20 protein-coding genes are annotated in these 21,606 nt (G+C 60.3%); 12 read left to right on the top strand and 8 right to left on the bottom strand.

What is annotated here, in order from left to right; all coding sequences use genetic code 11:
* Positions 1 to 110: 110 nt before the first annotated feature.
* From QOM10_RS06575 to dinG, 3 genes are all read right to left on the bottom strand, one after another.
* Positions 111 to 1,256, bottom strand: a complete 1,146-nt coding sequence (locus QOM10_RS06575; protein ID WP_127926099.1) for a serine hydrolase domain-containing protein — start codon at positions 1,254 to 1,256, stop codon at positions 111 to 113.
* Positions 1,257 to 1,446: 190 nt separating this feature from the next.
* Positions 1,447 to 3,927 (bottom strand): beta-galactosidase, encoded by a 2,481-nt coding sequence (locus tag QOM10_RS06570; protein ID WP_316917761.1) that lies wholly within the window; start codon positions 3,925 to 3,927, stop codon positions 1,447 to 1,449.
* A gap of 95 nt (positions 3,928 to 4,022) precedes the next feature.
* On the bottom strand, positions 4,023 to 6,167 hold the full coding sequence (gene dinG / locus QOM10_RS06565; protein WP_273914324.1) for an ATP-dependent DNA helicase DinG: 2,145 nt from the start codon (positions 6,165 to 6,167) through the stop codon (positions 4,023 to 4,025).
* 99 nt (positions 6,168 to 6,266) lie between these two features.
* On the opposite strand from dinG, the gene QOM10_RS06560 reads away from it, so the two are divergent.
* Complete coding sequence (locus QOM10_RS06560) at positions 6,267 to 6,725, top strand: CopD family protein (RefSeq protein ID WP_316917760.1); 459 nt, start codon at positions 6,267 to 6,269, stop codon at positions 6,723 to 6,725.
* Between the two features lie 107 nt (positions 6,726 to 6,832).
* Here QOM10_RS06560 and QOM10_RS06555 read toward each other — a convergent pair whose 3' ends face one another.
* From QOM10_RS06555 to QOM10_RS06540, 4 genes are all read right to left on the bottom strand, one after another.
* Positions 6,833 to 7,591 carry a collagen-like protein gene (locus tag QOM10_RS06555; RefSeq protein WP_150749385.1) on the bottom strand — a complete coding sequence of 253 codons (759 nt, stop codon included), beginning with the start codon at positions 7,589 to 7,591 and terminating at the stop codon, positions 6,833 to 6,835.
* Positions 7,584 to 7,865 (bottom strand): DUF1145 domain-containing protein, encoded by a 282-nt coding sequence (locus tag QOM10_RS06550; RefSeq protein ID WP_038358130.1) that lies wholly within the window; start codon positions 7,863 to 7,865, stop codon positions 7,584 to 7,586. Before QOM10_RS06550 ends, QOM10_RS06555 begins: the two co-directional genes overlap by 8 nt.
* 163 nt (positions 7,866 to 8,028) lie before the next feature.
* Complete coding sequence (locus tag QOM10_RS06545) at positions 8,029 to 8,751, bottom strand: OmpA family protein (RefSeq protein WP_150749386.1); 723 nt, start codon at positions 8,749 to 8,751, stop codon at positions 8,029 to 8,031.
* A gap of 91 nt (positions 8,752 to 8,842) precedes the next feature.
* Complete coding sequence (locus tag QOM10_RS06540) at positions 8,843 to 9,538, bottom strand: OmpA family protein (protein WP_095119209.1); 696 nt, start codon at positions 9,536 to 9,538, stop codon at positions 8,843 to 8,845.
* A gap of 199 nt (positions 9,539 to 9,737) precedes the next feature.
* On the opposite strand from QOM10_RS06540, the gene QOM10_RS06535 reads away from it, so the two are divergent.
* From QOM10_RS06535 to QOM10_RS06520, 4 genes are all read left to right on the top strand, one after another.
* Positions 9,738 to 10,235, top strand: a complete 498-nt coding sequence (locus QOM10_RS06535) for a DUF6231 family protein (protein WP_316917759.1) — start codon at positions 9,738 to 9,740, stop codon at positions 10,233 to 10,235.
* Positions 10,236 to 10,239: 4 nt separating this feature from the next.
* Positions 10,240 to 10,716: a YchJ family protein gene (locus QOM10_RS06530; RefSeq protein ID WP_316917758.1), complete on the top strand. Its 477-nt coding sequence runs from the start codon at positions 10,240 to 10,242 to the stop codon at positions 10,714 to 10,716.
* A 112-nt stretch (positions 10,717 to 10,828) separates the two neighbouring features.
* On the top strand, positions 10,829 to 11,323 hold the full coding sequence (locus QOM10_RS06525; RefSeq protein WP_127926092.1) for an LEA type 2 family protein: 495 nt from the start codon (positions 10,829 to 10,831) through the stop codon (positions 11,321 to 11,323).
* Positions 11,320 to 11,523 (top strand): SEC-C metal-binding domain-containing protein, encoded by a 204-nt coding sequence (locus QOM10_RS06520; RefSeq protein ID WP_034154967.1) that lies wholly within the window; start codon positions 11,320 to 11,322, stop codon positions 11,521 to 11,523. Before QOM10_RS06525 ends, QOM10_RS06520 begins: the two co-directional genes overlap by 4 nt.
* Before the next feature lie 155 nt (positions 11,524 to 11,678).
* On the opposite strand, the gene QOM10_RS06515 is transcribed toward QOM10_RS06520, so the two are convergent.
* Positions 11,679 to 12,236 carry a cysteine hydrolase family protein gene (locus QOM10_RS06515; RefSeq protein WP_160042472.1) on the bottom strand — a complete coding sequence of 186 codons (558 nt, stop codon included), beginning with the start codon at positions 12,234 to 12,236 and terminating at the stop codon, positions 11,679 to 11,681.
* A 146-nt stretch (positions 12,237 to 12,382) separates the two neighbouring features.
* Here QOM10_RS06515 and QOM10_RS06510 point away from each other — a divergent pair, with 146 nt between their 5' ends.
* The 7 genes from QOM10_RS06510 (at position 12,383) to QOM10_RS06480 (ending at position 21,593) form a co-directional block, all read left to right on the top strand.
* Complete coding sequence (locus tag QOM10_RS06510; RefSeq protein WP_127926091.1) at positions 12,383 to 13,027, top strand: glutathione binding-like protein; 645 nt, start codon at positions 12,383 to 12,385, stop codon at positions 13,025 to 13,027.
* Positions 13,028 to 13,228: 201 nt separating this feature from the next.
* Complete coding sequence (locus QOM10_RS06505) at positions 13,229 to 15,679, top strand: penicillin acylase family protein (RefSeq protein ID WP_316917757.1); 2,451 nt, start codon at positions 13,229 to 13,231, stop codon at positions 15,677 to 15,679.
* 623 nt (positions 15,680 to 16,302) lie between these two features.
* Complete coding sequence (locus QOM10_RS06500) at positions 16,303 to 17,337, top strand: ligase-associated DNA damage response exonuclease (protein ID WP_127926089.1); 1,035 nt, start codon at positions 16,303 to 16,305, stop codon at positions 17,335 to 17,337.
* Positions 17,334 to 19,022 carry an ATP-dependent DNA ligase gene (locus QOM10_RS06495; protein ID WP_316917756.1) on the top strand — a complete coding sequence of 563 codons (1,689 nt, stop codon included), beginning with the start codon at positions 17,334 to 17,336 and terminating at the stop codon, positions 19,020 to 19,022. Before QOM10_RS06500 ends, QOM10_RS06495 begins: the two co-directional genes overlap by 4 nt.
* A gap of 296 nt (positions 19,023 to 19,318) precedes the next feature.
* Positions 19,319 to 20,101: a transporter substrate-binding domain-containing protein gene (locus tag QOM10_RS06490; protein ID WP_007918608.1), complete on the top strand. Its 783-nt coding sequence runs from the start codon at positions 19,319 to 19,321 to the stop codon at positions 20,099 to 20,101.
* 56 nt (positions 20,102 to 20,157) lie between these two features.
* Positions 20,158 to 20,886 carry an ABC transporter permease gene (locus QOM10_RS06485; RefSeq protein ID WP_150749395.1) on the top strand — a complete coding sequence of 243 codons (729 nt, stop codon included), beginning with the start codon at positions 20,158 to 20,160 and terminating at the stop codon, positions 20,884 to 20,886.
* A complete protein-coding gene (locus QOM10_RS06480) occupies positions 20,883 to 21,593 on the top strand; it encodes an ABC transporter permease (RefSeq protein WP_016986412.1) in 711 nt (236 codons plus the stop codon). Before QOM10_RS06485 ends, QOM10_RS06480 begins: the two co-directional genes overlap by 4 nt.
* Positions 21,594 to 21,606 lie beyond the last annotated feature (13 nt).

Here is a 21,606-nt window from a genome sequence, read left to right as displayed (position 1 = left end):
AAATCCACAAAATGAAGTAATGAAAAATCAGAGCACTTTCGCCCGGATAAACAGCCGTTTTGAAACGAAAAACCGCTTGAGGTTCCGACCCTGGGACCTCGGATGCAACTTTACAGACAAGTGGCAAGCACCCGCGCGAGCTTCTGCGCGCGCGGATCCATCAAGACGTACGGCCCAAGGGTATTTGTCACAAAACCGAAGGCGACATCATGCTCAGGATCAGCGAAACCGATGGAGCCGCCCGCGCCCGGATGACCAAACGCCTTGGGGCCGAGGCCATAAGTGGCGTTGGGCACGTCCGGTTGATCGAGCATGCAGCCCAGACCGAAACGGGTCTGGGTCAACAGTGTCTTGTCTTCACCGAGGCTGTGTTCGCGGGTCAGCTCTTCAAGCATGTCGCTTTCGAGCAGACTGCCGTCGAGCAGGCCCGCGTAGAAACCGGCCAGACTGCGCGCATTGCCGTGGCCATTGGCCGCCGGTTGCTGCATGCGCCGCCATTCCGGTTTGTTGGTGCTGGTGAGCACTGAAGGTGGGTTGGTAAAAGCGCGGGTAGTCATCGCGGTGGGCTCGCGCATGGTCACCTGCAGCAGACGTTGCGCGGCGGCATCGCCAGCGTTGCCCTTGCCGCGCGCGATATGCGCCACGCGATGGAATTCCTCGTCAGCCAGACCGACGTGAAAATCCAGACCCAAAGGTTTGGCGACACGGGCGACGATGGATTCGCCCGGCCCACGACCGTCGGCGCGGCGCAACAATTCACCGATCAACCAGCCGTAAGTGATCGCGGCATAACCGTGACCGGTGCCCGGCGTCCACCATGGCGCTTCGGCTGCAAGGGCATCGACCATGGTTTGCCAGTCATACAGCGCTTCCGGCGCGAGCAATTGACGCAGAGCTGGCAGACCGGCCTGGTGGCAAAGCAATTGGCGCAGGGTCACGGATTCTTTGCCGGCGGCGGCGAATTCCGGCCAGTAGCGGGCGACCGGAACATCCAGTTGCAGCTTGCCTTCACCGACCAGTTGCAGGGCGGTGACGGCGGTAAAGGTCTTGGTGCAGGAGAACAGGTTGGCGATGGTGTCGCTGTGCCAGGCTTCGGCGCCATCCTTGTCGGCAGTACCGGACCAGAGGTCGAGGACGGTTTCTCCACCGACCTTGATGCACAGGGCTGCGCCGCGTTCCTGGGGATCGTCGAACAGTGCGGCGAAAGCTTCGCGCACCGCTTCGAATTGAAGCTCGTAATGTCCCTGAATCTGCACCCGCAACTCCCCCGCGAAAACGCTCTACAAAGTGGCCCGCATTGTTCCAGCCCTTGAGGGATTTGGGAACAGCTGCGGGCCAGACGGTTAAAAGCCAAGTCAAAAGATCGCAGCCTGCGGCAGCTCCTACATGGATTGCGTTTCTCAGTAGGAGCTGCCGCAGGCTGCGATCTTTTTAAAGCGTCACGCGTTAATGACCATTCCCCGAATGCCCACCGGCATGCCCTGCCCCCGGCCCTTTGCCGGCCTCGCCTTTCCTGCCGCCCTCAGCCTCATGACCCGCCGCCGCGGCCGCTTTCTCAGCCTCTTTGCCAAGCTGATCAATCGCCTGCAAGTTGCTCTTGCGCACCGATTCGACAAAGCCCTGATACGGCAGATCCGTCACCCCGACCAGACCGAAATGACCGTTCTCACCATCGAGCAAACGCCCGGTCACCGGTTGATCGAGATACTGGAACCAATGCACGCCGACAATCGACGGTTCGCTCAAGGCCTGCTTGAGAAAGTTGGCGTACGCCGGGCCGCGATCTTCTTCCTTGGCCACTTGCGTGACGCCGCCCCAGAACGGGCCACGATCCGCTGAGCCAAAGTTGAATTCGGTGATCATTACCGGTTTATCCAAAGCCCCCAACGCAGCAAAGTCATAACCATCCTGCGGTTTGAGCGTGTACATATTGAAGCTCAGCACATCGCAATACTGCGCGCAGGACGCCACGGCTTCCGGCGTACTGATGGCGAAACGGCCGCCAAGCAGCAACTGGTTCGGCGCGTGCCATTTCAGCGAGTCGGAAATGGTTTTGAAGTAGGTATCGGCGAAAACCTTCTGGAAGTATTTGAAGTCAGCCTCGATTTCCGGGTGCTCCGGGTTCGGCAGCGGCGGTACAAAACCCGGATCTTCCATCAATTCCCACGCGGGCAGATCAATGCCCCACGCTTTCGACAGCCCGGCCTGATTGCGGTACTTGTCGCGCAATTGCTTGAGGAACGCACGCTTGGCCGGCACGTCGGTGGTCATTTTCAACGTGCCATAGGCCAGCGCGTAACGGGATTTCGGATCATCACCGGGACCAGCCCAGGCCAGTTCGTTGTCGGCGTAATAGCCGATCAGCCACGGATCGTCGCGGTGATCGCGGGCGGCGATGGCGACGGCGCGCTCGGTGGCCATGGCGAAACGCGGATCGAACGGATCGGGCATGCCGCCCCACCAGTCGCTGCCGGTGCTGATGCTGGTGTAGTCGCCGACGATCGACAGCGGCAAGGTGTACGGCACACGCTCGGCTTCAGTCAGCGAATCGGCACTCCAGTTGCCGACCGTGTTGAAGCCCCAGGCTTGCAAGCGATCAAGGGTGTGACCGGTCCATCGCTGCTCATCGATGCTTGCCTTGCACGGCGGAGCAGCGTTTTCGCTGGTTGCCTGCACTGCATCAGTCTGCGCGGCTTCGGCAACTCCGGACTTCGGTTCAGCGGGTACAGCAGTAGGCTGCGCGGCTTTTACGGCGGCGGTTTCAGCGGCCTCGGACTTAGCCGCTTCGGCCACCCCGGACTTGCTCTCACTATCCACCTTACAAGGGTCACCGTAGACACGTTGCAAGTTGGCGCCATAGAAGTCATACCAGCGCCCGTTTGCATAACTTCGGCCCTGATCGACACCGTTGCCGCCACGGTTGTCACCCTCGCCAAAGTGCTTGGCCAGTGGTTCTTCCGGCTTGGGCAGAGATTCGAACATGTACTCACGACCGGCCACGTAGGTCTGGTTGACCTGCGGGCTGACGGTGTTCACGCCCAACGAGTAAAACGGATGACCTTCAGGCGTGACCAGATACCAGCGGCCATCGCGCTTTTCAGTACGGAAGAAACCGCTGGCCTTGAAGGCCGGGCCTTTGTTCCAGCCACCGAACTTGTCCAGCGAGGACTTTTCGCGCTCGGCCAGCCAGGTTTTCAGCTGTTGCTGTTCCTTGGCGGCGGCGGATTTCAGCTGTTCGTCATTGGCGACTTTTTCCGGCCACTTGCTGCGGGTCGATTGCCCGTAAGCGTCGACCAGATTGCCGTACACCGCTTGGGTGACCGATTCACCGTCCTGCACGCCGAAACGCTCGAGCAGCAAGCTCTGAGCGACCTTCGGCTGATCCATCGACAGGCTCACCGAGACCACTTGGCTGCGCTCGATTTCGCCGCTGCTGCTGGCCAGCAGGATCCGTTGACCATCGACCGTCATTGGCATTGGCGGCCCGGCCTTCATGCCTTGGCCAAGCGGTGCGGACGCCACCAGCGGCACCAGCAACGTCTGCGCAGGACCGGCCGGCAGGTCGACGCGGCTGAGCAACGTGCGACCGTCGTTGCTCTGGATTTGCACGTAGACCGTCACAGCCCAGTCCATTGCGCTCTGCAAACGCAAGGTCATCATGCCCGACTGCGACCAGTCCCACGCGCCGGTCTGCGGCGTCAGACGCAAGGTCGGGCGCGCCACCGGGTTGAACGTCACCCGGCGCAGCACTTCACCTTCCGGTGTCTGTTCGGCGTTGGCTTGCGGCAGATCGGCATTTTCGGTCGCGACTTTGACCACGTCGGCAGGACGGACAAAGTTGAACAGGGTCTGCTGACCCGCAGGCGCTGCGAACAGCGGCGTGGCGAAGATCAAAGCGAATACGGCAGGCAACGAACGGCGGATCATAAGAACGGAGTTCTCCCTAACGACCAACAATGGCCAATGGAAAAGCGATGGCAGAGAGATAGACAACACGGTGGGCAAAACTGCCCACCGTTGTCTCAGGATATTTCACGACGGAAAGGAGGCAACGCATTGAGGATCGCCTTGCCGTAGCGCTGGGTGACCAGCCGCCGATCCAGCAAAGTGATGGTGCCGCGGTCTTCTTCGGTACGCAGCAGACGCCCGCAGGCCTGCACCAGTTTCAGCGAGGCATCGGGCACGGAGATTTCCATGAACGGATTACCGCCACGGGCCTCGATCCATTCCGACAACGCCGCTTCGACCGGATCGTCCGGTACCGAAAACGGGATCTTGGCGATCACCACGTGTTCGCAGTAGGCACCCGGCAAGTCGACGCCCTCGGCGAAACTGGCGAGACCGAACAGCACACTGGAATCACCGCCATCGACCCGCGCCTTGTGCTTGTTCAGGGTTTCCTGTTTCGACAGGTTGCCTTGAATGAACACTTGCTTGCGCCAGTCGCGGTCGAGACCGTCGAACACGTCTTGCATCTGTTTGCGCGAGGAGAACAGCACCAGCGTGCCGCGCGAGCCTTCAACCAGATCAGGCAACTCACGGATGATCGCTGCCGTATGAGCAGCGGCATCGCGTGGATCGGCCTTCAGATCCGGCACCCGCAACACACCGGCATCGGCGTGATGGAACGGGCTCGGCACCACAGCGGTGACGGCTTTTTTCGGCAGACCGGCGCGCATGCGGAAACGGTCGAAAGTGCCCAGCGCGGTCAGAGTCGCCGAGGTCACCAGACAGCCATAAGCCACGTTCCACAGGCTGCGGCGCAGGGTTTCGGCGGCGAGGATCGGGCTGGCATTGACCTCAATGTCGAACAGCGAACCGCTTTCGGCCAACGTCAGCCAGCGTGCCATCGGCGGACTGTCTTCCGGGTCTTCGGCGGTGAACGCCGTCCACAGTTCCCAGTTGCCCGAAGCGCGGGACAACAGGCTGCCGAACAGCGGATACCACTCTTCGGCCTGATTGCTGGCAATGCCGATGTTGACCTCGCCGTCCATGCCTTCCTTGAGCAGGTCGGTCAGGCGCGTGAACAGATCGTTGAGGCGCGAAAAGCCTTTTTTCAGCTCGATGCCCATTTCGCGCATGTGTTCGGGAATCACCCCGGCGACGAAACGATGGCGCGGACGCTCACGGCCTTCGACGTCTTCGCCGGGTTTGAAATCGGCGACCTGCTCACAGGCGCTGAACATGAACTGTTGCTGGGCCTTGATCTCGCGCGCCAGCTCCGGCACCTGTTCGATCAACTTGCCAAGATCGCCCGGCAGCGGATGCTGGGCCAGCAGCTTGGTCAGGTTTTTCGCCGTGGTTTCCAGCCAGTCGGCGGTGGAGCGAAGGCGCGTGTAATGGGCAAAGTGGCCGATCGCCTTATCTGGCAAGTGGTGGCCTTCGTCGAACACGTAAATGGTGTCGCGCGGATCCGGCAGTACCGCACCGCCGCCCAGCGCCAGGTCAGCCAGGACCATGTCGTGGTTGGTGACGATGACGTCGACCTTGCCCATGCCTTCGCGGGCCTTGTAGAAGGCGCACTGGCCGAAGTTCGGGCAATGACGATTGGTGCACTGGCTGTGATCGGTGGTCAGGCGCGCCCAATCGGCGTCTTCCAACGCATTGGGCCAACTGTCGCGGTCGCCGTCCCATTTATTGCCGGCAAGCTTCTCGATCATGCTGGTGAACAGCTTCTGACTCGCCTCATCGACCTCGATCTTGAAGCCTTCTTCTTCGAACAGCTGGGCGGTGGCAGTTTGTGCGTGACCTTCCTGCAAGAGCATGTCGAGTTTGGACAGGCACATGTAGCGGCCACGGCCCTTGGCCAGCGCGAAAGTGAAATTCAGCCCGCTGTTGCGCATCAGGTCGGGCAAATCCTTGTAGACGATTTGCTCTTGCAGGGCCACGGTCGCGGTGGCGATGACCAGGCGTTTGCCGGCCAGTTTCGCGGTCGGGATCGCGGCCAGGCTGTAGGCCACTGTCTTGCCAGTGCCGGTGCCGGCTTCCACCGCGACAATCGCGGGGTCGCCACTGCGCCGGCCTTCGTCGTCGGTGTCGATATCCCCGAGGACTTTCGCGATTTCAGCGATCATCAGGCGCTGGCCGTAACGCGGCTTGAGGCTCTTGGCCTCTAGAAAACGCGAATAGGCGCCCTGGATCGTGGTTTTGAGTTCAGTGCTGATCATTGAGTGTCGGGCGCAAAAAACGCTGGATAAATTTTCAGTGGTTTGAATCGGCGGCTATCATACCCCGCGAATCGATCCTGCGCAGAACGGAGTAACCCAATGACACTTTTTAGCCTCGTCTACCCCCTGCATGTATTAGCCGCACTGGTATGGGTCGGCGGCATGTTTTTCGCCTGGATGGTCTTGCGCCCGGCGGCTGTGAAGGCCCTCGACGGCCCTGCCCGACTGACCTTGTGGGTGGAAGTGTTTCAAGGTTTTTTCCGTTGGGTCTGGGTTGCGGTGCTCCTGTTGCCGATCAGCGGCGTGGGCATGTTGCATTTGCAGCAGGTCGGCTTTGAGACCGCGCCGAAATATGTGCAGGTGATGATGGGCTTGTATGTGGTGATGACGGCGCTGTTTATCCGCATTCAGGGCTTGATGTTGCCGGAGTTGCGTACGGCGGTGGACGCGAAGGACTGGCCGACGGGTGCGGCGGTGCTGGGGCGGATTCGCCGGGTGGTGGGGCTTAATCTGATTGTCGGGCTGGTGCTGGTGGCGATTGCGGCGGCGAGGCCGTGATCGTTCCCACGCTCTGCGTGGGAATGCCGCAAGGGACGCTCTGCGTCCAGTGACGCGGAGCGTCACGGGCTGTGTTCCCACGCGGAGCGTGGGAACAATCAGTGATCTTACAAGCGCTGCACAGTCACCGCCCCCGCCGCCCCCACTGGCCCAGGCTGTCCATCCGCCCCGGCCTTGCCATTCTTGCCGCCATCGGCGCGGTACACCAGGCAGCCCTTGGACTTGCCGCCCTTCCCTGCCTTGCCACCCACACCCGCCGGGCCGCCAGCACCGCCCGCGACATTGACCTTGATCAGCTCGGCCGGAAACTCGCGCGGCACTTCAAGGCGTACCAGCGCTCCCGGTGCACCCGGTTGGCCGTCGCTGCCGTTGCTGCCATCAAAACCGTGCCCGGCCGAGCCATAAGTGCAGCCCGGGTCTTCACCATTACCGCCATCGAGGCCGACAAACCCCGGCGCACCGGTGCCGCCACGGGCATCGACCAACAGTTGCGGCGCGTTCAATGCCTTGAATTGCAGATTCAGATTGCGCCCGGCACGGGCGGCTTTTTCATAAGTACCCGGTGCACCCCGTGCAGTAATCCGGCTGCCATCGCTCAGCTCTGCACGAACGACCTTCATCTCCAAAGCGTTCTCGCTCGGAACGATCGCGATACGGGCTTCATGGCCAAGACGCAACTCGCCCACGGTCAGTTCGGTCACGTTGGCAGGAATCAGCAACGTGCCGTAATCGGCCACTTCCAGTTTTTCCAGCTGCAACGTGCTGGCCGTGTTGGGCAAACGCATCAGCGAATTGGTTTCAACACTGACCACCTGAGCACAGGCCAATGGGCTGATGAATGCAGCGAGCAGGCAAAGTTTACGCATGGGAAGAAGCCTCCGGAGCGGCCGGGGCCGGGATGGATTGCAAGTGGAATACGCCGAACAGCAGGATGCGGCCACGGTCACGCCAAGGGTGCGGACGGCCTTTGAGGCTGCGATTGCACAGCAGCACTTCGAGTAGATGAATCAGCAACAGCAGGCCGCCAGCCAGATTGACCAGCAGATGCAGCGGATGTACGAACGGCACCAGCTGATTGGCCAGCACCACGCAGCAGAACAGCAGGGTCAACAACCGCCCCAGCCCCCAGAACACTTTCATACGCTCCCCCGTGTTGCGAATTATTCTTTGGGCGCACAGTAACGGCTTCTGCGGGGGATAAGCCAGAGGCACAAATGAAAAAACTTCGCCGCGCCGCCAAATGGCTGCCGGAACGACTTTGATAATCGTCCGGCAGCTCTAGCCTGCGCCCTACAGAGGCGTCCTAGCGATTGATATGCAACTCCACACGACGGTTCTGCGCGCGCCCTTCATCGGTTGCGTTATCGGCCACCGGTTCACTTTCTCCGCGCCCTTCGCTGGTGAGCTTGTTCGGCGCCAGCCCCTGACTCAGCAGATACGCCGCGACACTGCTCGCCCGCCGTTCCGACAAAGCCTGGTTATACGCATCCGAACCTTTGCTGTCGGTGTGACCTATGACCTTGATGCTCACCACATCGGCATTGCGCAGCTTGTCCATCAGCGTATCGAGCTGGGCTTTCGCCGCCGGGGTCAGGTCGGATTTGTCGAAATCGAACAGCACGTTGCCGGCATCGCTGAGGGTGATGACTTCAGTTTGCGGTGCGGGCTCCGGCACTTTTTCCGTGACCGGGTACTGCGGCAGCGGGCAACCACGGTGATCGACAGGGGTGTTTTCCGGGGTGTCCGGGCAACGGTCGCGGCGGTCGAACACGCCGTCGCCGTCTTCATCGCCGTCCTGGGCATAACAGATCAGTCCGCCGGCAAGAATCCCCAGCGCTGCGCCGCCACCGGCCCAGCCAGCGCTTTCGATAGCGCCGAGGCCGCCACCGACCAGTCCGCCGATAACGCTGCAGATCGGCCACGTACGTTGATTGAGGGGTGCAGTGCCATCGCTGTGGGTGGCGCAACCGGTGAGCAAACTGCCTAGCAGCAGCACCGGCAAGACGGACCTTGAGAAAACAGTCATTGTGAAAGCTCCTGTGTCACCGGCCCATACCGGTTACACAGGAGTAAAGACCCGCATCCGCGACTGCACAAGGCGCGGATGCGAGAGGGGCTTAACGCTGGATTTTGATTTCGGTACGACGGTTTTGTGCACGACCATCCGCCGTTTTGTTGTCGGCCACTGGCTGGCTTTCACCCAGACCGGACACCGAAACGAAGCTGGCGCGTGGCACACCTTGCTGGATCAGGTAGTCCACCACCGAGTGCGCACGACGATCCGACAGTTTTTTGTTGTAGGCATCGCTGCCCACACTATCGGTATGACCGGTCACGGTCAGTTGCGCCGTCGAGGATTCCTGTTTCAGGCGGGTGGCGACCTTGTCGAGTACTTGCTTGTCAGGGCCGGTCAGCGTGGCTTTGTCGAACTGGAAGTGCACATCACGGATAACAATGGTTTCTTCCTTGACCACTACAGCTTCTTCGACCACGGGTGCAGGCGCTGGTGGAGGGCAACCGTCAGCGTCGACCTGCACGCCTTTAGGCGTGCCCGGGCACTTGTCGCGACTGTCCGGCACGCCATCGCCGTCTTCGTCGCCATCACCGTGTACCCAGCAATAGGCCGCTGCCGTGCCACCGATCAACAACGCGCCGTAGCCGGCCCACGCCGAACTCTCGGTTGCGCCGAGACCGGCACCGACGACACCACCGACCGCCGCACAGGTCGGCCAGTCGGTTTTCTGCAAACCTGCGCAACCAGTCAACACACTGGTTAGCAGAATCAAAGGTAATGCTGTCCGAACTATGCTCATCTGGTTTTCTCCTGAGGGATCGGCTTAAAACCGATTCAGGGAGTAAAGACCGGAGTTTTAATCTCCGCCAGCAATAGGCCATGCCTGTTTGCGACCGTGTTCACAGGACTTTGGCGCAATCGTCGGTAACTGACGTAACGGCGCTCTTTGCCGACATCGTCAGGCAGGCTAGTCTTGGCGGTCTGATTGAGGAGCCTTGATGAACGTCGCCATTTCTTCCCGCACGCCGCAACAGGCGTTGGCCGCTTTGCTGGATCGCTACGCCCCGGCCCGTCTGCTGCTGATCGGCGCCAGCGAATTTCCAGCCCTGAGCGCCTTTAAAGTGGCGCACCCAGACACCGTCGTCGCCCATACGGCGCCGGGCCCATTGCCCGCCGAACTGGCCGCGCAACGTTTCGATCTGGCGCTGGTGGTCGATTGCCTGGAACACTTGCCCAAGCGCGAAGGCCTGAATCTGTTGGGCGGAATTCGTAATCTCAACGCCAGCCGCATTGCCGTGCTGGCGGATCTGTCGGCCAGCGGCTGGCAGGAAACCGACTTCTATTCGCTGGCGCTGCAGGCCAGCGAGCGCTTTCAACGCGACGATCAAGTGCTGACCCTGTTCACCTACGATCTGCTTGACTACAAACAAGTCCCCGACTGGCTCAACTCGCGGTTCTGGGCCAATCCGGAAAACTTCGGGAAATACTGGTGGTAATGCAATGAGTACAGCCATTTGCCCCTGCGGCAGCGGCAATCTGCTGGATGCCTGCTGCGGTCATTATCACGATGGCCATCCTGCGCCGTGCGCCGAAGCCTTGATGCGTTCGCGCTACAGCGCCTATGTGCTGGGTTTGATCGATTACCTTGTGGCGACCACCCTGCCTGCTCAGCAAGCGGGACTGAATCGTCAGTCGATCAGCGACTGGAGCGCGCAGAGCACCTGGCTCGGCCTCGATGTCGAAAGTTCGGAAGTCTTCGGTGGCCAGCCGGAACACGCCTTCGTCACCTTCACTGCACGCTGGCACGACAGCCAGGGCGAACACAGCCACCGCGAACGCTCGTCGTTTGTGCAGAATGCCGGGCGTTGGTACTTCATTGATCCGACGGTTCTGTTGAAGCTGGGGCGCAATGACAGCTGCCCGTGCGCCAGTGGGCAGAAGTTCAAGAAGTGCTGTGCGGGGTATTTTGGCGCTTAAGATCAAAATATCGCAGCCTTCGGCAGCTCCTACATGGAATGCGTTTCTCTGTAGGAGCTGCCGAAGGCTGCGTTCTTTTAGCGTCTAGACTGGCAGCAAAGGGAGTTAAATCATGCTCGGTTGCCAGCGCACATTACATTTTCTGTTTTTGATGCTGATCCTCAATCTCGGCGGCTGCGCGTCGTGGTTCAGCGATGACAGCGTCGACCCCGCCGTGCACCTGGTAAAAGTCGAAGTGGTGCGCGCCAAGCTGCTCGAACAGAAATTCATCCTGCACTTTCGCATCGACAACCCCAACGACAGCGACCTGACCGTGCGGGGCCTCGAATACCGCATTCATCTGGCCGATATGCTGCTGGCCGAAGGCGAGCATGAACACTGGTTCACCGTCGGGCCCAAGCGCAGCGCCTATTTCAAAGTGCCGATCCGCACCAACCTCTGGCCGAAGGTAAAAGACGTGGTGAAAATGCTGAAAAATCCGAACCAGCAGATTCCCTATCGTTTGCAGGGCGAAATGGAAACCGGTTTATTCATCGCTCACTACGTGCACCTTGAGCGCAATGGCGTGATAATCCCCGCCGATTTAATTCCGGAGCAACACCGATGACCCAGCAACCTCATGTCCATGGCCCTGACTGCAACCACGATCATGACCATCATCACGAGCATGACCACGGCCATGTTCACGGCCCGAACTGCGGCCACGCCCACCAGGAACCGGTGCGCAATGCCCTGAAAGACGTCGGCCGCAATGACCCTTGCCCATGCGGCAACGGCAAGAAATTCAAGAAGTGCCACGGCGCGTGATGCACTGGGCGGACAGTCGTTTCGCCTGACAGACCGCTTTCGCGAGCAGGCTCGCTCCCACATTTGATCTGCGCCGGTCAGGGCTTTTGTGCCCACCGCGATCCCTGTGGGAGCGAGCCTGCTCGCGAAGGGGCCGGCGCATACGGCGAAGTTATTCAGCCCGCCGCAAGAATCTGCTTCGCACTGACCACCGTCGCATACTCCCCATCCAGATTCCCCAGCGACATCCCGTGCACCTCTTCAGCCGTTCGCAACGTGCCGAAATAATCGGCCTTGTCGAAGGTGAAACAGGCATCCTCCGCCACCCAAGCTGCAAACCCCAGATTGCCCGCCGTGCGCGCCGTTGACTCCACCGAGTTGTTGGTCGCCACGCCGACAATGATCAGTTGCCCGATCCCCGCCTCACGCAACCGCGCCTCTAGTCCGGTGGCACAAAACGCATCCGGCACCTGTTTCTGAATCAGCCATTCCCCGTTCTGCGGCGAAAACCGCTGCTGAAATTCCACCCCTTCCTGTTCGGGCCAGAATACTGAATCAGGCTCACGCGACAGGTGCTGCACATGAATCACCGGTCGCCCGCTACGCCGCCAATGCCCCAGCAGATCAAGGATTCGCGCTTCCGCCTGAGGATTATTCCTCCGTCCCAAACGCGGCTGCAGGATGCCCTTTTGCTGGTCGATGATGATCAGTGCAGCGTTGGCCTCAAGCTCCATGGCGATTTTTCTCACGCGGGGTCATTGAATTCTGCGCAGTTCAGCATCACCTCTTCCTGTTAAGCAAGCTATCGAATGCACACGGGACGACCTGACGCCGGCGTTTGCTGTCCGCACGCAAGTCCATTTCTGCTTTGGAGTTCTCCATGATCGACCTGTATTACTGGACCACCCCCAACGGCCACAAGATTTCCCTGTTCCTCGAAGAAGCCGGCCTGCCGTACAACGTGCACCCGATCAACATCAGTCAGGGTGAGCAGTTCCAGCCACATTTTCTGAAGATCGCCCCGAACAACCGCATTCCGGCCATTGTTGACCATGAACCGGCCGATGGCGGTGAACCGCTGTCGCTGTTCGAGTCCGGGGCGATCCTGTTGTATCTGGCGGAGAAGACCGGGAAGTTTTTGCCCACAGACCTGCGCGGTCGGCAAACGGCGTTGCAATGGCTGTTCTGGCAAATGGGTGGCCTGGGGCCGATGGCCGGGCAGAACCATCACTTCAGCCAGTTCGCTCCGGAGAAAATTCCTTACGCGATCAAGCGCTACATCGACGAGACCGCACGTTTGTATGGCGTGTTGAACAAGCAACTGGCTGATAACGAATTCGTCGCCGGCAGCGAATACAGCATTGCCGACATGGCGATTTATCCGTGGATCGTTTCACACAAATGGCAGAGCCAGAACCTGGAAGACTTCCCGCATGTACTGCGCTGGTTCAACCACATCAAGGATCGCCCGGCGACCGTGAAGGCCTACGCCTTGGTGCAGAAAATCAATCCACCCAAATCCTGATTTAACGGCAAAAGATCGCAGCCTGCGGCAGCTCCTGCATGGGAATGCATGCCTATGCAGGAGTTGCCGCAGGCTGCGATCTTTTCCATTCGACAGAAATACACAAATAACCCCTGCCCCCGCTTGCGCGGCCACCTCCTGCTCACTAACGTAGCGGCTTTATTGCGCCCCCAGCCTCTACACCCCCGCAGGAGCTTTGCCATGGCCTCGCCAGCCCTCATACATTTTCTTCCCCGGTTCGGCGTTGCCGCAGCAGTGGCCGGTGTTTTGGGCCTGTCCGGTTGCCAGACCTGGAATGCTCAGGACACCCTCCCGCCGACCTCCGGCGTGCAACCGCTCAAGGGCCTGGCGCAGAACGTGTCGGTGCGACGCAATGCCATGGGCATGCCGTTGATCGAGAGCAACACCTTTCACGACGCGCTGTTCAGCCTCGGCTATGTGCACGCCAGCGACCGCATCAATCAAATGGTCACCTTGCGCCTGCTGGCGCAGGGCCGGTTGGCGGAAATGTCCGGCGCATCGATGCTCGACGCCGACCGCTACATGCGCGCGGTCAATCTGAAGAAAAGCGCCGGCGAGCTGTACAAGGCTTCGTCGCCACGCCTCAAGCGTTTCTTCGAAGTCTATGCGCGGGGCGTCAACGCCTACCTGTTCCGCTACGCCGACAAGTTGCCGGGCGACCTCGCCTCCAGCGGTTACAAGCCTGAATACTGGAAGCCGGAAGATTCGGCGCTGATTTTCGCCCTGCTGAATTTCAGCCAGTCGGCCAACCTGCCGGAAGAAATATCCTCGCTGGTGCTCGCGCAAACCGTGACCAGCGACAAACTCGCCTGGCTGACGCCGTCCGCACCCGACGAGAATCTGCCACTGGCCGAGGCTGACAAGCTGCAAGGTCTCAAGCTCAACGGGCAAATCCCGGGGCTGACCGAACTGAGCAGCGCCAGCCAGCAACTGTCGGCACTGAACCTCCTGGGCACCACGTCTTCGAACAACTGGGCGATCGCCCCACAACGCAGCCGCAGCGGCAAGAGCCTGCTGGCCAGCGACGTCCATGGGCCGCTGGCTGCACCGTCGCTGTGGAGCTTCGTGCAGATCCGCGCACCGAAATATCAGGCCGCAGGCGTCACGGTTGCCGGTTTGCCACTGGTCCTTGGCGGTTTCAACGGCAAAGTGGCGTGGAGCATGACCAGCGTGCTCGGCGACAACCAGGACCTGTTCCTGGAAAAAATCCGTCGCCAGGGCAGCAGTTTGACCTACGAGGTCAACGGCAAATGGCAGCCGCTGGGCGTGCGCAACGAAACCTACTTCGTCAAAGGCCAGCGACCGATTCGCGAAGCGGTATACGAAACCCGCCACGGCGCGTTGCTCAACAGTGCTCAGGCGGCGGCCCAAGGCAGCGGTTTCGGCCTGGCCTTGCAAACGCCGAGCTTCACCGACGACAAGTCGCTGGATGCGTTTTTTGATCTGACCCGCGCGCAAACCGTAGAACGAGCTTCGGATGCCAGCCGGGAAATCCGCGCCATTGCCCTGAATCTGGTGTTCGCCGATGCAAGCAACATTGGTTGGCAAGTCACCGGGCGCTTCCCGAATCGCCGCGAAGGTGAAGGTTTGCTGCCATCGCCGGGCTGGGAAGGTCGTTACGACTGGGACGGTTACGCCGACCCGATGCTGCATCCATACGATCAGGATCCGGCACAAGGCTGGCTCGGCACCGCCAACCAGCGCGTGATCCCGCACGGTTACGGCATGCAATTGTCGAACTCGTGGGCCGCACCGGAGCGTGGCGAACGTCTGGCGGAACTGGCCGGCAGCGGCAAGCACGACAGCCGCAGCGTGATCGCTATGCAGTACGACCAGACCACCACCTTCGCCGCCAAGCTGAAAAAAGTCTTCGAAGCACCGGGCATGAAACAACCGCTGAAACAGGCAATCGATGCCCTGCCGGAAGCGGATCGCAGCAAGGCGCGCGAGGCGTTTACCCGGTTGATGGCGTTCGACGGCAAGCTCAGCCCGACCTCGGCAGACGCGGCGATTTACGAACTGTTCCTGCAGGAAAGCATGAAGCAGATCTTCCTCGATGAGCTCGGTCCGGAATCGAGCCCTGCGTGGAAGGCGTTTATCGCCAACGGCGATTTGTCTTACGCGGCGCAGGCCGATCATCTGTTGGGGCGTGAAGACAGTCCGTTCTGGGATGACCTGCGCACGCCGCAGAAAGAGGACAAAGCGCTGATTCTCGCCCGCAGCTTCGCCGCAGCGATCAGCGCTGGCGACAGTCAGTTGGGCGGCGACCATCGCGCCTGGCAGTGGGGCAAGTTGCACAGCTATGCCTGGAAGAACAGCAATGGTCAGACCGTGCGCGGGCCGCTGGCGGCCGGTGGCGATCACACGACGCTGAACACTTCAGCGTTCGCTTGGGGGCAGGATTTCACCACCACACGTGCGCCGTCGATGCGTTTCATTGTCGACTTCGGCCAGACTGAACCGTTGCTGGGGCAGAACGGTACGGGGCAATCGGGGAATCCGGTCAGTCCCAACTACCTCAATGGCATCGATGCGTGGTTGAAGGGGCAGTACATCGGTTTGCCGATGCAGCCGCAGAACTTTGACCGGGTGTATGGCAAGGCCCGTTTGACTCTTACTCCCGGCAAATAAGACAAAGATCAAAAGCCCCTCACCCTAACCCTCTCCCGGAGGGAGAGGGGACTGATTGGGGGTTGCTTGAGTCATACGCCGACCTGAACGGGCACTGCCGAATCCGGAGTTTGCTCGGTTTAACTCGTCGGGCATCTCGGTCGGCCCTGTAAATCAAAAACCCCTCACCCTAGCCCTCTCCCAAAGGGAGAGGGAACTGATTGGGGGTTGCTTGAGTCATACGCCGACCTGAACGGGCACTGCCGAATCCGGAATTTGCTCGGTTCAACTCGTCGGGCATCTCGGTCGGCCTTGTAAATCAAAAGCCCCTCACCCTAGCCCTCTCCCGGAGGGAGAGGGGACTGATTGGGGGATGCTGCAGGTCTACGCCGACCTGAAACTGTTGTACCGAATCCGGAGTTAACTTGGTTCGTGCTCTGCCGAATCCTGAGTTAAGCCGGTTCGTGCTCTGCCAAATCCCTAATCGACTCGGTTTTTCAGGTCGATGTAGCTCGCCAGACAGCGCGGTCGGCCCCCTCTCCCTCCGGGAGAGGGCTGGGGTGAGGGTTGCTCTTCAAAGTCGATAGAACTTCTGAACACGCGCCAACCTCATAGCTAACAAGCCCCCCATTCCTGGTAACGACATGGACCTTGTTATCGCCCGTCCCGAAGGTCTTTATTGCCCTGCCGGGGATTTCTACATTGATCCGTGGCGCCCCGTCGAGCGCTCGGTCATTACCCATGCCCACGGCGATCACGCCCGTACCGGCAACCAGCATTACCTCGCCAGCAGCGCCAGCGAAGGGATTCTGCGCGCGCGGCTGGGGCAGGACATCAACCTGCAAACCCTCGCCTACGGCCAGCGCCTGACGCACCACGGTGTCACCTTGAGCTTTCATCCCGCCGGCCACGTGCTCGGCTCGGCGCAGGTGCGTCTGGAATACGGCGGCGAAGTCTGGGTCGCATCGGGTGACTACAAAATCGAACCCGACGGCACCTGCGCCCCGTTCGAACCGGTGCGCTGCCACACCTTCATCACCGAATCGACCTTCGGCCTGCCGATCTACCGCTGGCAGCCACAGGCGCAGGTGTTCAGCGAGATCAATCAGTGGTGGGCAGCAAACATTGCCGCCGGCAAAGCCAGCGTGTTGTTCTGCTATTCGTTCGGCAAGGCCCAGCGGATTCTCCACGGTATCGACGCAAGCCTCGGCCCGATCCTCAGTCACGGCGCGGTCGAGCCGCTGAACCGGGTTTACCGCGAGGCTGGCGTGTACCTGCCGCCGACGATCTACGCCGGCGACGTAAAGAAAAGCGACCCGATCATGCGCCAGGCCCTGGTCATCGCCCCGCCCTCGGCGGGAGGCAGCACCTGGATGCGCCGCTTCGGTGAATTCAGCGACGCGTTTGCCAGCGGCTGGATGCGTTTACGTGGCACGCGGCGGCGGCGCGGTGTCGATCGCGGTTTCGTGCTCTCCGATCACGCCGACTGGCCCGGTCTGTTGTGGGCCATCGAACAGACCGGAGCGGAACGGGTGATGGTCACCCACGGCTCGATTGGCGTGCTGGTGCGGCATCTGCGTGAAAAAGGCCTGGATGCCCAGGGTTTCAACACCGAATACGGCGATGACGAAGAAGAAAACATCGCCACCGAACCGACCATCGTCGAGATGCCCGCATGAAAGCATTTGCCGAGTTATATGCCGAACTCGACGCAACTACGTCGAGCAACGCCAAACTGGCGGCGATGCAGACGTACTTCGCCCAGGCCGAACCGCATGACGCTGCGTGGGCGGTGTACTTTCTGTCCGGTGGCCGGCCCCGGCAACTGGTGCCGGTGAGAATCCTGCGCGAACTGGCTGTCGAGATTTCCGGCCTGGAACCGTGGCTGTTCGAAGAAAGCTATCAAGCGGTCGGTGACCTGGCGGAAACCATTTCGCTGGTGCTCGCGGAAAACCCGCACAGTTCCGACGCCGGCCTCGCCGAGTGGATCGAAGATAAACTTCTGCCGCTACGCGGTGAAACTCCGGAATACCTCAGCCGACAACTGCCCGCCCTGTGGGCGCAACTGGATCGATCGAGCCTGATGCTGTGCATCAAATTGATCACCGGCAGTTTCCGCGTCGGCGTATCGAAACTGCTGGTCACCCGGGCTCTGGCATCGATGGCCGGGCTGGACAGCAAACGCGTGGCGCAGCGTCTGGTTGGCTACACCGACCTGTCCAATCGGCCAAGCGCCGCCAGCTACCTGAAGCTGATCGCCCCTGAGTCCAGCGATGAACATGCCCAGCGCGGTGGTCAGCCGTACCCGTTTTTCCTCGCTCATGCCCTGTCACAACCGGTGGAAGAGTTCGAAGCACTGATCGGGCCTGCCAGCGACTGGCAGATCGAATGGAAGTGGGATGGCATCCGCGCACAAGTGGTCAAGCGTGAAGGCCGGCTGTGGATTTGGTCGCGGGGCGAGGAACTGGTCACCGAGCGTTTTCCCGAACTGGAAGTGCTGGTGCACGGTCTGCCTGACGGCACGGTGATCGACGGCGAAATCGTCGTGTGGAAAAGCACCCATCCGGGCACCGAAGACGCCTTTGATCCGCAATCGACCCAACCGCCGGCCGTGCAGCCCTTCGCCCTGCTGCAACAACGTATCGGTCGCAAAACCCTCGACAAGAAAATCCTCGAAGAGGTGCCGGTGGTGGTACTCGCCTACGACTTGCTGGAATGGCAAGGCGAAGACTGGCGCAACCAGCCGCAGGCCAAACGCCGCGCGCAACTGGAAGAGGTCATCGCCCGTTGCAACAGCCCGGTGCTGCTGGCCTCACCGGTGCTGACCGGCAGCGACTGGTTCGACCTCGCCCGCCAGCGCGAGTCCTCGCGGCGGCTGGGCGTTGAAGGGATGATGCTCAAGGCGCGGGATTCGCTGTACGGCGTCGGCCGCACCAAGGACATGGGCGTCTGGTGGAAATGGAAGGTTGATCCGTTCAGTGTCGATGCGGTGTTGATTTACGCGCAGCGCGGGCATGGTCGGCGGGCCAGTTTGTACAGCGATTACACCTTTGCTGTGTGGGACGGCCCGCCCGATTCGAGTCAGCGGTCGCTGGTGCCGTTTGCCAAAGCCTATTCGGGGCTGACCGATGCGGAAATGCGTCAGGTCGACAGCATCGTGCGCAAGACCACGGTGGAGAAGTTTGGCCCGGTGAGCAGCGTGAAACCGAGTCTGGTGTTTGAACTGGGTTTCGAAGGCATCGCCCTGTCACGGCGGCACAAGAGCGGAATTGCCGTGCGGTTTCCACGGATGCTGCGCTGGCGACAAGATAAAACCGTGGATGAGGCGGATAGCCTAGCCACATTGCAGGATCTTCTCGCCTGAGTTCAACATGACGCGAAGATCGTTCCTACGCTCCGCGTTCGGCTCTGGATGGGACGCGGAGCGTCCCGGGCTGCATTCCCACGCAGAGCGTGGGAACGATCAGCCCTGAATCAGTGCAAGCTATTTTCAGTGCCCGTTTGCGGGCACTGACTCGCTCATCCAATCGCTGCGCCAACCTTTTAAAACACTTGTTCGGGACTCTGGTTCGGAAATTGCTACTTTCTATAGGTCGTACGCGTTCCAGTAACAATAATTCTGCGCCACAAGCGCTCATATTGGTTCTTAGGGATTGAATAATGAAAAAAGCATTGCTGACCCTTTCTGCACTGGCGTTGTGCATGGCCGCTGGCTCCGCGCTGGCCAAGGAATACAAAGAGCTACGCTTTGGCGTTGACCCTTCGTACGCACCGTTCGAGTCGAAAGCGGCCGACGGCAGCCTGGTGGGCTTCGACATCGACCTGGGCAACGCGATCTGCGCCGAACTGAAGGTCAAGTGCAAGTGGGTCGAAAGTGACTTCGACGGCATGATTCCGGGCCTCAAGGCCAACAAATTCGACGGCGTGATCTCGTCGATGACCGTGACCCCGGCCCGCGAAAAAGTCATCGACTTCTCCAGCGAACTGTTCTCCGGCCCGACCGCTTATGTGTTCAAGAAAGGCTCCGGCATCACCGCAGACGTCGCGTCCCTCAAGGGCAAAACCGTCGGCTACGAGCAAGGCACTATTCAAGAAGCCTATGCCAAAGCCGTGCTGGACAAGGCCGGCGTGAAAACCCAGGCCTATCAGAACCAGGATCAGGTGTATTCCGACCTGACCTCCGGCCGTCTCGACGCCGGTATCCAGGACATGCTGCAAGCCGAACTGGGCTTTTTGAAGTCGCCACAGGGCGCCGACTATGACGTCAGCAAGCCAGTCGACAGCGAATTGCTGCCAGCCAAAACCGCTGTCGGTATTAAGAAAGGTAACACTGAGCTGAAAGCGCTTTTAGATAAAGGTATCAAAGCGTTACACGATGACGGCAAATACGCCGAGATTCAAAAGAAACACTTTGGCGATCTGAATCTGTACAGCGGCAAATAATGCCCCGGCGCCCATCCTCGATGGGCGCCTTTTCCATCCGCTCAGGTTGCTGATTTATGTTCGAAAACCTCTTACAAAATCTGGGGCTCGCAGCCTTCAGCCTCAAGGGCTTTGGCCCGTTGCTGTTGGAAGGCACCTGGATGACCATCAAATTATCAGCGTTGTCGCTGCTGGTGGCCGTGTTGCTCGGCCTGCTCGGCGCCAGTGCCAAGCTGTCAAAAGTCAAACTGGTGCGCCTGCCTGCCCAGCTCTACACCACGCTGATTCGCGGCGTGCCGGATCTGGTGCTGATGCTGCTGATTTTCTACAGCCTGCAAACCTGGCTAACGTCCCTGACTGACTACATGGAATGGGAATACATCGAGATCAACCCATTCAGCGCCGGGGTGCTGACCCTGGGCTTCATCTATGGCGCGTATTTCACCGAAACTTTCCGTGGCGCGATTCTCGCCGTGCCGCGCGGTCAGGTTGAAGCCGCCACCGCGTATGGCCTCAAACGCGGCCAGCGCTTTCGCTACGTGGTGTTCCCGCAAATGATGCGCTTCGCCCTGCCGGGCATTGGTAACAACTGGATGGTGATGCTCAAGGCCACCGCACTGGTGTCGATCATCGGCCTTGCCGACTTGGTCAAAGCTGCACAGGACGCCGGTAAAAGCACTTATCAACTGTTCTACTTCCTGGTTCTCGCCGCGTTGATCTATCTGCTGATCACCAGTGCTTCCAACTTCATCCTGCGCTGGCTCGAACGCCGCTACGCCGCCGGTGCCCGGGAGGCCGTACGATGATCGAACTCCTGCAGGAATACTGGCGCGCCTTCCTTTATACCGACGGCCAGAACATCACCGGGCTGGCGATGACGCTGTGGCTGCTCAGCGCCTCGATCTTCATCGGTTTTCTGGTGTCGATTCCGTTGTCAATTGCGCGAGTTTCGCCGCACTTCTACATTCGCTGGCCGGTGCAGTTTTACACCTACCTGTTCCGTGGCACGCCGCTGTATATCCAGTTGCTGATTTGCTACACCGGGATCTACAGCCTCGCCGCCGTGCGTGCGCAGCCATTGCTCGACAGTTTCTTTCGCGATGCGATGAACTGCACGATCCTCGCCTTCGCCCTGAACACCTGCGCCTACACCACGGAGATTTTCGCCGGGGCGATTCGCAGCATGAACCACGGCGAAGTCGAAGCCGCCAAGGCTTACGGGCTAACCGGCTGGAAGCTGTATGCCTACGTGATCATGCCCTCGGCCCTGCGCCGATCGTTGCCGTATTACAGCAACGAAGTGATCCTGATGCTGCACTCGACCACCGTGGCCTTCACCGCGACCATCCCCGACATTCTGAAAGTCGCGCGGGACGCCAACTCGGCGACCTTCCTGACCTTTCAGTCGTTCGGCATTGCCGCGCTGATCTACCTGACCATTACCTTTGCGCTGGTCGGCCTGTTCCGCCTTGCCGAACGCCGATGGCTGGCCTTCCTCGGCCCGACTCACTAGGCCCAGCTCAGGA

It is taken from the genome of Pseudomonas sp. P108 (assembly GCF_032613195.1).
GTDB lineage: Bacteria > Pseudomonadota > Gammaproteobacteria > Pseudomonadales > Pseudomonadaceae > Aquipseudomonas.
This window is presented reverse-complemented; position numbering and strand designations above follow the sequence as displayed.

Excerpts from the sequence above, each read along its gene's own strand:
- QOM10_RS06555 (WP_150749385.1), bottom strand. The coding sequence starts at position 7,591 with ATGCGTAAACTTTGCCTGCTCGCTGCATTCATCAGCCCATTGGCCTGT.
- QOM10_RS06570 (WP_316917761.1), bottom strand. The coding sequence starts at position 3,927 with ATGATCCGCCGTTCGTTGCCTGCCGTATTCGCTTTGATCTTCGCCACG.
- QOM10_RS06530 (WP_316917758.1), top strand. The coding sequence starts at position 10,240 with ATGAGTACAGCCATTTGCCCCTGCGGCAGCGGCAATCTGCTGGATGCC.
- QOM10_RS06500 (WP_127926089.1), top strand. The coding sequence starts at position 16,303 with ATGGACCTTGTTATCGCCCGTCCCGAAGGTCTTTATTGCCCTGCCGGG.
- QOM10_RS06560 (WP_316917760.1), top strand. The coding sequence starts at position 6,267 with ATGACACTTTTTAGCCTCGTCTACCCCCTGCATGTATTAGCCGCACTG.
- QOM10_RS06525 (WP_127926092.1), top strand. The coding sequence starts at position 10,829 with ATGCTCGGTTGCCAGCGCACATTACATTTTCTGTTTTTGATGCTGATC.
- QOM10_RS06545 (WP_150749386.1), bottom strand. The coding sequence starts at position 8,751 with ATGACTGTTTTCTCAAGGTCCGTCTTGCCGGTGCTGCTGCTAGGCAGT.
- QOM10_RS06505 (WP_316917757.1), top strand. The coding sequence starts at position 13,229 with ATGGCCTCGCCAGCCCTCATACATTTTCTTCCCCGGTTCGGCGTTGCC.
- QOM10_RS06490 (WP_007918608.1), top strand. The coding sequence starts at position 19,319 with ATGAAAAAAGCATTGCTGACCCTTTCTGCACTGGCGTTGTGCATGGCC.
- QOM10_RS06540 (WP_095119209.1), bottom strand. The coding sequence starts at position 9,538 with ATGAGCATAGTTCGGACAGCATTACCTTTGATTCTGCTAACCAGTGTG.
- QOM10_RS06485 (WP_150749395.1), top strand. The coding sequence starts at position 20,158 with ATGTTCGAAAACCTCTTACAAAATCTGGGGCTCGCAGCCTTCAGCCTC.
- QOM10_RS06495 (WP_316917756.1), top strand. The coding sequence starts at position 17,334 with ATGAAAGCATTTGCCGAGTTATATGCCGAACTCGACGCAACTACGTCG.
- QOM10_RS06510 (WP_127926091.1), top strand. The coding sequence starts at position 12,383 with ATGATCGACCTGTATTACTGGACCACCCCCAACGGCCACAAGATTTCC.
- QOM10_RS06480 (WP_016986412.1), top strand. The coding sequence starts at position 20,883 with ATGATCGAACTCCTGCAGGAATACTGGCGCGCCTTCCTTTATACCGAC.
- QOM10_RS06535 (WP_316917759.1), top strand. The coding sequence starts at position 9,738 with ATGAACGTCGCCATTTCTTCCCGCACGCCGCAACAGGCGTTGGCCGCT.
- QOM10_RS06550 (WP_038358130.1), bottom strand. The coding sequence starts at position 7,865 with ATGAAAGTGTTCTGGGGGCTGGGGCGGTTGTTGACCCTGCTGTTCTGC.
- dinG (WP_273914324.1), bottom strand. The coding sequence starts at position 6,167 with ATGATCAGCACTGAACTCAAAACCACGATCCAGGGCGCCTATTCGCGT.
- QOM10_RS06515 (WP_160042472.1), bottom strand. The coding sequence starts at position 12,236 with ATGGAGCTTGAGGCCAACGCTGCACTGATCATCATCGACCAGCAAAAG.
- QOM10_RS06520 (WP_034154967.1), top strand. The coding sequence starts at position 11,320 with ATGACCCAGCAACCTCATGTCCATGGCCCTGACTGCAACCACGATCAT.